Raw genomic sequence first — 11892 nt, forward strand, 5'->3', positions numbered from 1 at the left:
CCGACCACAGGGGTTACTGTGGTCGGACCACACGCTCTGGAGGCTCCATGCGGATCGCCCTGTTCGCCACCTGTCTGGCGGACGCACTGTTCCCCGAGTCAGCGAAAGCGACTGTTTCACTGCTCGAACGGCTCGGTCACACCGTCGTCTTCCCGTCGGATCAGACATGCTGCGGCCAGATGCATGTCAACACCGGCTACCTCAAAGAGGCCGCACCCCTGGTGCGTCACCACGTCGAGGTCTTCGAGAAGTCGCGGTGGGACGTCGCCGTCGCACCATCCGGTTCCTGTGTCGGATCGGTCCGTCACCAGCACGCGATGGTCGCCCGCCGCGCTGGTGACGAGGACCTGGCCACGCGCGCCGAGGACATCGCCGGACGCACCTACGAGCTGTCCGAACTGCTCGTCGACGTCCTCGGTGTCACCGACGTCGGCGCCTACTACCCGCACCGCGTCACCTACCACCCCACGTGCCATTCGCTGAGAATGCTGCGCGTCGGCGACAAGCCCCTCGAACTGCTGCGCAACGTACGCGGCATGACGTTGGTCGAACTGCCGCAGGCCGAGTCGTGCTGCGGTTTCGGCGGAACGTTCGCGTTGAAGAACTCGGAGACCTCGACGGCGATGTTGTCGGACAAGATGGCCAACGTCCTCTCCACCGGTGCCGAGGTGTGCAGCGCCGGGGACTCGTCGTGCCTGATGCACATCGGCGGTGGCCTCTCCCGCCTGCGCACCGGCGTGAAAACTGTTCACCTGGCCGAGATCCTGGCATCGACGGAGGCAGCATGACCACCTTCTTGGGTTCTCCCGGAATTGGAAACATCCGCGGCGAGGAGAGCTTCCCGAAGGCTGCGAAGCGCGCATTGCAGGACACTCAGATGCGGCGCAACGTCGGGGCTGCGACCAAGACCATCCGCGAGAAACGACTGGGAGCTGTTGCGGAGTGCGATGACTGGGAGGAGTTGCGCCTCGCCGGGAGTGCCCTCAAGAACGACGTGATGTCGAGGCTGCCCGAACTGCTGCAGCAACTCGAAGCCAAAGTCACCGCCCGCGGGGGAGTGGTGCACTGGGCACGCGACGCCGACGAGGCGAACCGCATCATCACGGATCTGGTCAAGGCCACGGGCAGTGACGAGGTGGTCAAGGTGAAGTCCATGGCCACCCAGGAGACCGGCCTGAACGAGTACCTCGAAGCCGAGGGTATCGCCGCGATCGAGACCGACCTGGCCGAGCTCATCGTTCAGCTGGGTGACGACAAGCCCAGTCACATCCTGGTTCCCGCAATCCACCGGAACCGTGCGGAGATTCGCGAGATTTTCCTCCGCCGCATGCCCGGTGTCGACGCTGCCATCACCGACGAGCCGCGCGAACTGGCCATGGCGGCGCGGGAGCACCTACGACGGAAGTTCCTGTCGGCGAAGGTGGCCATCAGTGGCGCAAACTTCGGTGTCGCGGAAACGGGGACGCTCGCCGTCGTCGAGTCCGAAGGCAACGGGCGGATGTGCCTGACGCTGCCCGACACCCTCATCACGCTGATGGGCATCGAGAAACTGGTTCCGACGTTCGCGGACCTCGAAGTATTCATGCAACTGCTTCCCCGCTCGTCCACGGCCGAACGGATGAACCCGTACACGTCGATGTGGACCGGAGTGCACGAGGGCGACGGACCGCAGAATTTCCACCTGGTGCTCATCGACAACGGCAGAACCAACGTGCTTGCCGACGAGGTGGGCCGCGCCGCACTCAACTGCATCAGGTGCAGTGCGTGCTTGAACGTGTGCCCGGTCTACGAGCGGACCGGTGGGCACGCGTACGGGTCTGTGTACCCGGGGCCGATCGGTGCGATCCTGTCGCCGCAGCTCACCGGTACTACCGGTCACGACGATCCCAATGCCTCACTGCCGTATGCGTCGTCACTGTGCGGGGCATGTTTCGATGCGTGTCCGGTGCGTATCAACATCCCGGAGATTTTGGTGCACCTTCGAGCGGAGCAGGTCGACTCCGAACGTGGCGGCATCCCCGGTGCGCAGGAGATCGCAATGCGGGCGGCAGGGTGGGCGATGAACTCGCCGAAGCGATTCGGGATGGCCGAGAAGGCTGCGGGAGTCGGACGCCTGCTGGCCGGGAAGAAGGGCCACATCGAGTCACTGCCCTTCCCCGGGTCGTTGTGGACCACCAGCCGTGACATGCTGGCCCCTCCGAAAGAAACGTTCCGCCAGTGGTGGGCACGAACGCACGAGGACGAGTCATGAACGCGAAGTCGGAGATTCTCGAGCGCATCCGGTCCGCGACTGCGGGTGGGGTTGCCGGCGTCGATGTTCCGCGGGACTACGACCGAGCTGCTCTGATCGGGCCGGGGAACGTCGACCGCTTCGCCGAAACGGTCGACGACTATCGGGCTCAGGTCTATCGGATCTCCCAGGCGGAGATCGCCGGCACGGTGGCGTCGTTGCTCGGTGATGGTCGAGCGGTCGTACCCTTCGATCTGCCCTCTGCCTGGGTTGGCGGCATAGCGGTGGTTCCGGACGAGGGCTTGTCGATCGACCAACTCGATGCCGTCGATGCGGTGATCACCGGCTGCGCGGTGGGGATCGCTGCCACGGGCACGATCGTGCTCGATGCCTCTGTCGCGCAGGGTCGTAGGGCTCTGACGCTGGTGCCGGACCATCACATCTGCATCGTCCGCGCCGACCAGGTGGTGGACACCGTGCCGCAGGCGTTCGCGGTGCTTGACGCCACTCGGCCGCTGACTTTCATCAGCGGGCCGAGTGCGACCAGTGACATCGAGCTGAACAGGGTGGAGGGCGTCCACGGGCCCCGGCGGTTGGATGTGCTGATCGTCGAGTGACTCGCGGTCGTGGACTTCTACCCCCGCTCAGCGGTGGCAGAAGTCCACAACCAGCTGGAGTTACGTCACCACTGGGGGATGACGTCGAGGATCCACACGACGCCGAACTTGTCGACGAGCTTGCCGTACAGCGGTGAGAACCCGACCGGCCCGAGCGGCACCAACACTGTTGCCCCAGGGGACAAGCCCTCGAATGCTGCGGTGATCTCGTCCGCATCGTGGCTTCGGAGCGCGCTGTAGAAGGCGTTCTCGCCCGCGTTGTAGGGAAGCGAGTCCTGGATGTCGTACGCCATGACGCGGAACCCTCCTGGTGTGCTGACCTCACCCCAGGCGATCTGCTCGGACTGGGTCGGTCCCTGGCCCGACTCGGTGTCGCCGTAGGGGAATGCGACCAGTTCGCCGCCGAAGACGGACTGGTAGAACTCCAACGCTTCACGCGCGTTGCCGCGGAGGTTGATGTGCAGGGCGGTGATGACGGTCATCGAGACTCCTCGAGTAGATCGGTCCGGCAGGCTTTGCCGACAGGAACGACGATCGCAGCCCAATAGGTCAGATCCTGACCGCTTGGTCGCGCATACTCGAGTGATGTCGGAACCGTCCTCACGCATGCTGACCCTGTTGTCGTTGCTCCAGGTCCGCCGCGAGTGGCCGGGTACCGAGCTGGCCGGCCGACTCGGCGTGAGCCCGCGAACGATCCGCCGCGACGTCGACCGGTTGCGCGTTCTGGGTTACAACGTCGCCGCGCTGCGCGGATCCGACGGTGGCTACCGGCTGGACGGGGGCGAAGAGGTACCGCCCTTACTTCTCGACGACGATCAGGTGGTCGCACTGACACTCGCCCTGCAGGTTGTGCCGGCCCTGGGTGTCGACATCGCCGATGCCGCTGAGCGTGCCTTGGCGACCCTCCGAACTGTCATGCCTACCCGCGTCCGCAACCGCGTCGATGCGCTGGCGCTCACTGCGCTGCCTGCGATCGGAGACCCGATCGGTCCCGCGGTGCTGCGCACGGTCGGAGAGGCGGCGCGCAATCACGAAGTAATTCGCTTCGATTACGTTTCGGCGGAACATGATTCAGTGGTACCTCCGCGACGAGTCGAGCCGCACGGCGTAGTCGGAGCCGGAGGTCGGTGGTACGTCGTCGGGTGGGATCTGGACCGCGACGACTGGCGTGTGTTTCGAGTCGACCGCATGACACTGAAGATGCGAACTGGCGTGCGGTTCACTCCGCGCTCGATCCCCGGCGGCTCGTCGGCCGAGCTGCTCCGTCGACGCTTCCGCGGCACGGTCTCGGGTGATTGGGCGTGTGAAGGGGAGGCGACGGTGCACCTTCCTGCGGCGGAGGTCGCTCCCTTTCTCGCCGACGGGACGGTCGAAGATCTCGGTGACGGTCGGTGTCGCGTCCGCATAGGCGCGTGGTCGTGGACGGGTATCGCGGCATCGTTGGCGCGGTTCGACGCAGAGCTGGAGGACCTACGGCCCCTGGAGCTTGTCGACGCGGTGGTGGGGGTCGGTGAGCGCTTGCGGCGGGCGGTGGCGAGTGGGTGACGGGCATACTCGACTCGGACGCGAACGGTCGCCCGTTCGACACTGCTGCGAGGGACGGTCATGCCGACTATTGCTGTTACAGGTTCGACCGGCTCGGTGGGAGGCGCTGTTGCAGCGCACCTAGCGGAAGCCGGCGCACCACAACACTTGCTGGTTCGCGATCCCTCCCGAGCGCCGAAGCTGCCCGGTGCCACCGTGGGCACCAGTTCCTACGCTGACGCAGAAGCTGCCACGCAGGCCCTGGCAGGAATCGACGTGCTGTTCATGGTGTCCGGCGCGGAGAATGCGACACGGCTGGCGGATCACCGCACCTTCATCGATGCTGCGGTGCAGGCCGGAGTTCGGCACATCGTCTACACGTCGTTCTTCAAGGCTGCGCCGGACGCGACGTTCACTCTCGCGCGCGACCACTACTTCACCGAGCAGCACATCCAGGCGTCCGGGCTGGCCCACACGTTCCTCCGCGACAACTTCTACAGCGACGTCATGGAACTGTTTGCCGGCGAGGACGGTGTCATCCGCGGCCCGGCGGGGGACGGACGAGTGTCCTTGGTGGCGCGTGCGGACGTTGCGCGAGTCGCGGCACGCGTTCTGACCGACCCTCAGCAGCACGTGAACAAGACCTACGACCTGACGGGGCCGGAGGCGCTGTCGATGTCCGAGGTGGCCGCGACCATCGCCGACGTTCGAGGTCGTGCGGTGTCGTTCCACGACGAGACCCTGGACGAGGCGTATGAGTCACGCGCGGTGTGGAACGCGCCGGACTGGCAGAACGATGCCTGGGTGTCGACGTACACGGCGATCGCCTCCGGCGAACTCAGCACCGTGACCGACGACGTCGAGCGGGTGACTGGTCGGCGTGCGATGACGCTGCGAGAGGTTCTTCAGAACGGCTAGACCACCTATCCTGGGAGAGGTGTTCCTCCTCTTCGGCTTCGGCCTGAAACGCAGATCCCTCGGCGCGGGCCACACCCGCACCTGCCAGCGCTGCCACAACACCACTCAGTGGGCTCGGATGCAGCAGTACAAGCAGTTCAGCGTCTTCTTCATCCCGCTCGCGCGCTGGAAGCGCACCGAGTTCGAGGAATGCGGAATCTGCGGGGCAGCTGTGTACGCGTGATCTGTTGCCACATGCTGTCCGTCATGGCGACCTGACTGCGCGGGTGTATGTCGGATGTGCGTCAGCTGGACAGCTCGTCGCAGCGCGCGCTGATGAACCTGGTCATCCGCGAAGTGGTTTTGTCGTCGAAGCCGATCGATTCCACGTCGCTGGTCGCCGCGCGTACACCAGCGCACACGTCGTCCAGAACTCGCTCTACCGCTTTACGTGGAAGTCGATGGCGTGCCGCGCCGTCAACTATGTGGTCGCGCGACCACTTATTGTTCCGACCGTAGAACGTCAGCGCCATCGGATCGTTCCAGCCCATGTACGGCTGAGTGCACAGCAGGTCGTATGCCGGAGTGACTCCCCACATTCCGCTGGTCTTCCGGCGAATGGAGTAATTCTTCCCGTGGAGATCTCCATTGCCGATCGCATACGAGTACACGGTGAGCCTGAGCAGTTCGAGCGCCGCCTGGCGCGCGGAACCTCCACCGCGTTCGACAGTCGAGGCGAGCGTGTCGAGCACCGTCTCGGTCTTCATCCGGTACTTCGACGATGGGTACAGCGAGTTGATCTGACACGCGTCCTCTTGCGCGAGCCTGCGATCACCGTCCCCATCGAAACGCTGAACGAGAAGTCCCGATACTCCACGCGCGTCGGTCGCTATTTGCCGACGCGGTACGACGAGCCCGCAGCTCTCGGCGACAGCCATGAAAAAGTTCTCGTTCTCGACCAGACGCGGAAAGCGTTCCGGCGGAGCCAGTTTCAGAATGGCTGCCCCTTGCGTCGTCGCTACGGGCGACGTGTACATCTGGGCGGACACCTTGCCTTGCACCCCGGGCAAGCTCGCGGTATCGACGCGCATCGAATCCGGCCCGGACAACTGATCGAACAACGCCCGCAAGTCCGGTGACGGGGATTCCGGATCGAAGGCGAGCGTTGCAGGCTGCAGCTCGGTCTCGTGGGGGACGACGCGCACGTCGCCGATAGTGTCCGATCCGACGCCCAGCAGAATGGTGAAGTGGTCGTCCTCCGACGTCTTCATTCCGGCGACCACACCGGAGAGACGAACACCTTCCGGGAGCAATCCTGCGAAGAAGGGCGGCACGCTCCCCGCTCCTACGCTGACGTCGACAGCGTCGGTGGGCAGCGACCAGGCAACCGGGTCCGCGCCGGGTCGCGCCAGGTAGTCATCGTCGTAGTGGAAGCTGACGTTGTCGCCGGACCTGGTCAGTGACCCTGCGCGAACGTTGCCCTTGTAGACGTCTGCTCGATCGATGTCGCGCAAGTCGGCTCCGGTGGTCATCGTTCCCCTGGTTCGACGATGGCTCCGGCGCGGGTCACAAGCGTCAGATCGCACCCCAACGCGTCAGCGACGGCGTTGACCCCGTCGAGTTGAGGCGCGTCCTTGCCGCCCTCGATCGCTTGAACAGTCGAACGGCCGACTCCGGCCAGCAGAGCGAGCTCAGCTTGCGTCAGACCCAATTCGTGACGGCGTGCTGTGAAAGACCTGGCGAGATTGCTGACGTCGGTACGACCCGACTTCCGAGGAGGTGCCATGCGGGTTTCCAATGCTTGCCAGAGACAACTTAAGGTCACGTTACCGCCGATGGCGACGATCGAACAGCCTTATGTCGTTTGCAGCAAGCTTAAGGATCGATGCGTGAAAATGGCCAGCACGAATCCGGCTAAAGCATGCGTCAGCAGGCGTAGTCTGGCCCGAGGTCATCAGACAACCAGTCCCGCACGGAACGCCATCAGCGCAGCCTCGACCCTGTTGGTGACCTGAAGCTTGTGATTGACCGCAGTGAGATGCGACTTGACCGTCGTTTCCGCCATGTAGAGCTGCCGTGCGATGTCGGCGTTCGTTGCCCCGGATGCCATGACCGACAACACTGTTCGTTCCTTGTCGGTCAGCACGTCCAGCGTCACCGTCGGCCGTGGTGGTCGGGTAGTGGCCACGATCTTTCGGAGGGACTCTTCGGAGAACAAAGTATTGCCCGCAGCGACGGCGCGGATCGACTGGTGGAACGTCTCCGGTGCCTCGGACTTGCTGAGGAAGCTGTGGGCGCCGGCCTCGATGGCCTGGACCACCAGATCGTCCACGTCCATCGCCGTCATCGCGACGACCTTCGGTGGGTGCGCCGATGCCATCAATGCTCGGGTGGCGTCGAGTCCGTCCACTCGGCGCATCTTCAAATCCATCAGGACGACGTCGGGCCGATGAGCAGCGACTGCGGCGGGTACCTCGTCACCGTCCGAGACCGATTCGACCACCACGATATCCGTGGTGGCGGCGAAGATGTCCGCCACGCCGCGACGAACGAATGCGTCGTCGTCCACGACGAGAACGGTGATGACCGCATCGGAGTCCATGATGGGTCGACCGTATCGGGTCGCGCCGACACGCCACAGCGGACGAGGTGTTCTATGGAGTCGGACACGGGGTGCCGAACCGAACCGGCTGAGAACACACCCGTCGAACCTGACCAGGTCATGCTGGCGAAGGGATGTCGAGATGCACACAGTGCCGCTGGCCGAACAGATCGTGCTCGTGACGGGCGGTGCTCGCGGACTGGGTGCTGCGATCACGCGAGCGTTCCTGCAGCAGGGTTCCCGCGTCGTGGTCAACTACCACCGCAGTGCAGCCGCAGCCGATGCTCTGGCATCCGAGTTCGGTCCTGACCGCGTTGTCGCGGTGCAGGCCGACGTCACGGACCGGCACCAGGTCGAAGTGCTGTTCGACAGGGCACGTGGACATTTCGGATCGACCATCACCACCGTTGTCAACAACGCTTTGATCGACTTCTCCTTCAACGGTGACGACCGTGCCAAGGCCGACGAGATCGAGTGGTCGGCATTCGATTCGCAGTTCCGCGGCAGCGTTGCCGGCGCTCTGCACACCACGCAGGCAGCTGTGCCCGGCATGCGGGAAGCGGGATTCGGGCGGATCGTCACGATCGGCACCAACCTCGTGCAGAACCCCGTCGTTCCGTATCACGACTACACGGCGGCGAAGGCTGCTCTGTTGGCGCTCACGAGGACCTTCTCGGCGGACCTCGGACCTGACGGCATCACCGTCAACATGGTGTCCGGTGGTCTGTTGCGGACCACGGATGCCAGCTCCGCGACCCCACCTGCGGTGTTCGACATGATCGCCGACAGCACCCCGCTGCGCCGGGTTACGACGCCGGCCGAATTTGCGGATGCCGTGCTCTTCTTCGCGTCGCCGTGGTCGAGAGCGGTGACGGGTCAGAACCTGGTCGTCGACGGCGGACTGGTGAAGGACTGACGCGTCAGGAGTACCAGGGCAGCCAGGCCGTCACGATGAATTCGCCACCCATGGCAGTCCACCGCACCCACCCGCCGGCGTTGTGAGCTTGCTCCGCGAGGCCGGCCAGTCCGGTTCGCGAACCACGGCCCGGTTGCGCTGTCATCGAGATGTGGTTGCGCACTGTCAGGCTGATGCCGTCCGTGTCCGCCCCGCTCACCGTGATGTGGAGGGGTGAACTCGGGGCATGCTTCTGACTGTTGGTCAGAGCTTCCTGCACGATGCGGTACGCGGTATGACTGGTCAGATCGCCGACCACGCCGGGATGAATGTCCTGGACCAGCGTCACCCGACACCCGGCAGAACGCGCTGCGTCGACGAGGTCCCCGATTCCCGCGATGCTGCGCCGACCAGCATCCTCGCCGCCGGTGTCGGACCCGCGGAGAACGCCGATGATGCGTTTGAGCTCATCCAGGGACTCGTGAGCCGTGGAACGAATCAGGGCCGACGTGTTGGAGATCTTCTCCGGTCCGTCGTTGCTCCCGACCTGTAAACTACCCGCCAGCAACGATATTCGACTGAGCCCGGCGGCCAAGGTGTCATGCATGTCGCGTGCGATGCGGGAGCGTTCCTGCTGTAACAGCATGTCCTCGTGCATGCGCTGCGACTGCGCGGTCGCCTGATCGCGGGACTGCACGGCCACCACGAGATCGGACTTCGTGCGGCGAAGTTGAGAGAGCCCCAGAACGACGGCGACGAGGACGGCCGCGACGAGCCAGGGAAGCCACCAGGGAAGCGACCACGTCGGCGGAGGAGTGCCCTCGACGTGCTTGACTCCGATCGTTAGGACCGAATAATCGCGGCGGCGCCCTGCGTCGTACACGAGGGATATCGCGCAGGCCAGGTAGACCGCGACCGCGGCTCCGGCGAGAGTACGACCTCGAGCGAAGACGCCCACCGCGTAGAGAGCTATCAGTGCGGCCGTTGCGTCGGTGGCGAAGAAGAGCGGACCGACGACGGCCATCGCGAGGACGATCCACGGTTTGTCGTGTCGCCAGATCAACGCAATCGCGGCGGCCATATTGACGACGACCCCGAGCGCGACGTTCCACACCGGTGTTCCCGATGTGCCTGCGAGACCGGCAGCCATGAATGTGCAGAACAAGCTGAGCGTCACTGCGCCGACGGTCCAGGCGCGACGCCGAACCGTAGCTGCAGTAGTGGTCACAGAGAAGACGGTACGGCCATGGTCTGACATGAGCCTCCGTTCTTCGGTCGCGAATGCCGACCGAAAGGAGGAGTGAGACCGGCCGAATCGACGAGGTGCCAGACGGGGTCACTGCGGTGTTCTTGGTGGGACGCACCGACCGGTGCCGGCACCACCGAAAGGACTCGCCATGACTCAGCCTCCCCAGAACCCGTACGCGCAGCCACAGCAGCCGCCGACAAAGAAGAACTGGTTCCTGCGGCACAAAATCCTCACGGCGATCGGTGCGGTCGTCGTCATTGCGGTCGGCGTCAACCTGGCGAGCGGAGCACAGGAATCGTCCTCGAGTGGCACCCCGTCCTCCTCGCAGGCCGCGACGGAGGGCAGCAGTGCGCCTGCAGAGGAGTCGGCATCGGGAATCGGTGCTGCGGTGAGGGACGGCAAGTTCGAGTTCACCGTGCAGAACGTCGAGCGTGGCGTCGCCAGTGTGGGGGATCAGTACACGTCGCAGACGCCGCAGGGCGAGTACGTGCTGGTCACCCTGAATGTCGCGAACATCGGCAACGAGCAGCAGCTGTTCGACACGTCGTCGCAGAAGCTACTCGACGGGCAGGGGCGCGAGTACTCGACCGACACGCTCGCGACGGTGACCAACGACCCGAATCTCGGCTTCTCGCAGATCAATCCGGGCAACTCGCTCGTGGCGACACTCGTCTACGACGTTCCGGCGGGCACCGCACCATCGGAGATCGAGCTTCACGACTCGCTGTTCTCCGGCGGCGTCACCGTCTCCGTCGCCTGACCTTCAGTTCACCTATCCGTTCCCACGTCAGGAGTTTTCATGCCAGATTCTTCTTTGTGCCTCGTTGCAGCTCTACTCGACCGTTCCGGTTCGATGTCGTCCATCGCCGACGACACCCGCGGAGGATTCGACACCTTCATCGACGCCGAGCGTGGTCACGACGGCACAACCGTCGTGACGCTGGCGCAGTTCGATGATCAGTACGCAATGGTCTACGACTCGACACCGATCGACCAGGTGCCACCGCTGTACTTGGTACCCCGCGGGATGACGGCGTTGTACGACGCGGTGGGGAAGTTCGTCACCGAGATCGGCTCGTCGCTCGCAGCCCTGCCCGAGGAAGAACGGCCAGGCTCGGTCACTGTGCTGGTGATGACCGACGGACAGGAGAACTCGAGTCGGGAGTGGTCGAACCAGGCGGTTCGCGAGCTGATCGAGCAGCAGGAATCGCAGTACGGGTGGGACTTCGTGTTCCTCGGCGCCAACATGGACGCGGTGGACACGGGTTCGCAGATGGGGTTCAAGGCCGACAAGTCTCTGACCTACGACGCATCGTCGGTGGGTGTGAGTGCTGCGTTCTCAGCGGTGGTGGACTACCAGGACCGGAAGCGGATGCACGGGATGCAGCAGGTGGACGGGTTCTCGGAGGGGGATCGGCGGCGGGCGGGGCGGTAGGGGGCGAGGGTAAGGCTGGTTACGCGCCCGGCCTCCGCCGTTTCCAGGACTGAGAACAGTTCCGCGAGTCGGGCCGCAATGCGGTTGCTTCCGAGTACCATTCATGGGAGAGAGTACTTCGGGCCCGAGTCACCTGCACGAATTCTTGGCGACGTTGTCTAGCTGTCCGGGTATGCTCCTACCAGTCACCTGAACGTGAAGATGTGCTGGAAGTCCCCCCACACGGGATCTCGACCATGTCGATGATGTAATGAGCGTGCGTCGCAGGCGAAATGCGGATTAGCTAGGTGGCGCCTGGTCCGTTACCCGTGCTGAGCACGGTTCGTATAAGTGAGGGGAAACCGGTGTCAGTTCTATCGTCTGACGGCCACACCCGACTCGAGATTGCGGTAGTTCGTGGGCGGGAGTTGGCGGAGGCGGGTGCGCGAGTTGCGTTGGACCAT

At 64.4% G+C, this 11892-nt stretch carries 14 protein-coding genes and 1 riboswitch; of the genes, 9 read left to right on the forward strand and 5 right to left on the reverse strand.

What is annotated here, in order from left to right; all coding sequences use genetic code 11:
- Positions 1 to 47 precede the first annotated feature (47 nt).
- From ASG69_RS09080 to ASG69_RS09090, 3 genes are read left to right on the forward strand one after another with little or no spacing between them, the layout of a single operon-like run.
- Positions 48 to 788: a (Fe-S)-binding protein gene (locus ASG69_RS09080; RefSeq protein WP_056442913.1), complete on the forward strand. Its 741-nt coding sequence runs from the start codon at positions 48 to 50 to the stop codon at positions 786 to 788.
- Positions 785 to 2251, forward strand: coding sequence for a LutB/LldF family L-lactate oxidation iron-sulfur protein (locus ASG69_RS09085; protein ID WP_056442908.1), 1467 nt, complete (start codon positions 785 to 787; stop codon positions 2249 to 2251). Before ASG69_RS09080 ends, ASG69_RS09085 begins: the two co-directional genes overlap by 4 nt.
- A complete protein-coding gene (locus ASG69_RS09090; protein ID WP_056442906.1) occupies positions 2248 to 2847 on the forward strand; it encodes a LutC/YkgG family protein in 600 nt (199 codons plus the stop codon). Before ASG69_RS09085 ends, ASG69_RS09090 begins: the two co-directional genes overlap by 4 nt.
- A gap of 65 nt (positions 2848 to 2912) precedes the next feature.
- Here ASG69_RS09090 and ASG69_RS09095 read toward each other — a convergent pair whose 3' ends face one another.
- Positions 2913 to 3329: a glyoxalase/bleomycin resistance/extradiol dioxygenase family protein gene (locus tag ASG69_RS09095; protein WP_056442903.1), complete on the reverse strand. Its 417-nt coding sequence runs from the start codon at positions 3327 to 3329 to the stop codon at positions 2913 to 2915.
- 103 nt (positions 3330 to 3432) lie between these two features.
- On the opposite strand from ASG69_RS09095, the gene ASG69_RS09100 reads away from it, so the two are divergent.
- The 3 genes from ASG69_RS09100 to ASG69_RS09110 are packed head-to-tail and all read left to right on the forward strand — an operon-like array spanning position 3433 to position 5512.
- The gene (locus tag ASG69_RS09100; protein ID WP_056442900.1) at positions 3433 to 4392 is read left to right on the forward strand and encodes a helix-turn-helix transcriptional regulator; all 960 of its coding nucleotides are present in this window, start codon (positions 3433 to 3435) and stop codon (positions 4390 to 4392) included.
- Positions 4393 to 4452: 60 nt separating this feature from the next.
- The gene (locus tag ASG69_RS09105) at positions 4453 to 5289 is read left to right on the forward strand and encodes an SDR family oxidoreductase (protein WP_156380468.1); all 837 of its coding nucleotides are present in this window, start codon (positions 4453 to 4455) and stop codon (positions 5287 to 5289) included.
- A gap of 19 nt (positions 5290 to 5308) precedes the next feature.
- Positions 5309 to 5512, forward strand: a complete 204-nt coding sequence (locus tag ASG69_RS09110) for a zinc-ribbon domain-containing protein (protein WP_056073455.1) — start codon at positions 5309 to 5311, stop codon at positions 5510 to 5512.
- Between the two features lie 61 nt (positions 5513 to 5573).
- Here ASG69_RS09110 and ASG69_RS09115 read toward each other — a convergent pair whose 3' ends face one another.
- The 3 genes from ASG69_RS09115 to ASG69_RS09120 form a co-directional block, all read right to left on the reverse strand.
- On the reverse strand, positions 5574 to 6800 hold the full coding sequence (locus ASG69_RS09115) for a type II toxin-antitoxin system HipA family toxin (protein ID WP_056442894.1): 1227 nt from the start codon (positions 6798 to 6800) through the stop codon (positions 5574 to 5576).
- Positions 6797 to 7054, reverse strand: a complete 258-nt coding sequence (locus ASG69_RS22110) for a helix-turn-helix domain-containing protein (protein ID WP_082544373.1) — start codon at positions 7052 to 7054, stop codon at positions 6797 to 6799. The genes ASG69_RS09115 and ASG69_RS22110 overlap by 4 nt, the downstream gene beginning before the upstream one ends.
- A gap of 168 nt (positions 7055 to 7222) precedes the next feature.
- The gene (locus ASG69_RS09120) at positions 7223 to 7870 is read right to left on the reverse strand and encodes a response regulator (RefSeq protein WP_056442892.1); all 648 of its coding nucleotides are present in this window, start codon (positions 7868 to 7870) and stop codon (positions 7223 to 7225) included.
- 57 nt (positions 7871 to 7927) lie between these two features.
- Positions 7928 to 8022: riboswitch (TPP riboswitch) on the forward strand.
- On the opposite strand from ASG69_RS09120, the gene ASG69_RS09125 reads away from it, so the two are divergent.
- Positions 8022 to 8786, forward strand: coding sequence for a 3-oxoacyl-ACP reductase (locus tag ASG69_RS09125; protein WP_235578907.1), 765 nt, complete (start codon positions 8022 to 8024; stop codon positions 8784 to 8786). Its footprint overlaps the riboswitch before it by 1 nt.
- A 4-nt stretch (positions 8787 to 8790) precedes the next feature.
- Here ASG69_RS09125 and ASG69_RS09130 read toward each other — a convergent pair whose 3' ends face one another.
- Positions 8791 to 9942: a sensor histidine kinase gene (locus tag ASG69_RS09130; RefSeq protein WP_235578891.1), complete on the reverse strand. Its 1152-nt coding sequence runs from the start codon at positions 9940 to 9942 to the stop codon at positions 8791 to 8793.
- Between the two features lie 220 nt (positions 9943 to 10162).
- Between ASG69_RS09130 and ASG69_RS09135 the strand changes: the two genes are divergently transcribed.
- Together ASG69_RS09135 and ASG69_RS09140 are read left to right on the forward strand one after the other, a co-directional pair.
- Entirely contained in the window at positions 10163 to 10774 is a 612-nt protein-coding gene (locus tag ASG69_RS09135) for a DUF4352 domain-containing protein (RefSeq protein ID WP_056442883.1), read from the forward strand.
- 39 nt (positions 10775 to 10813) lie between these two features.
- Entirely contained in the window at positions 10814 to 11449 is a 636-nt protein-coding gene (locus tag ASG69_RS09140; protein WP_056442880.1) for a VWA domain-containing protein, read from the forward strand.
- Positions 11450 to 11892: the final 443 nt, after the last annotated feature.

Source organism: Rhodococcus sp. Leaf225, from assembly GCF_001426145.1.
Taxonomy (GTDB): domain Bacteria; phylum Actinomycetota; class Actinomycetes; order Mycobacteriales; family Mycobacteriaceae; genus Rhodococcoides.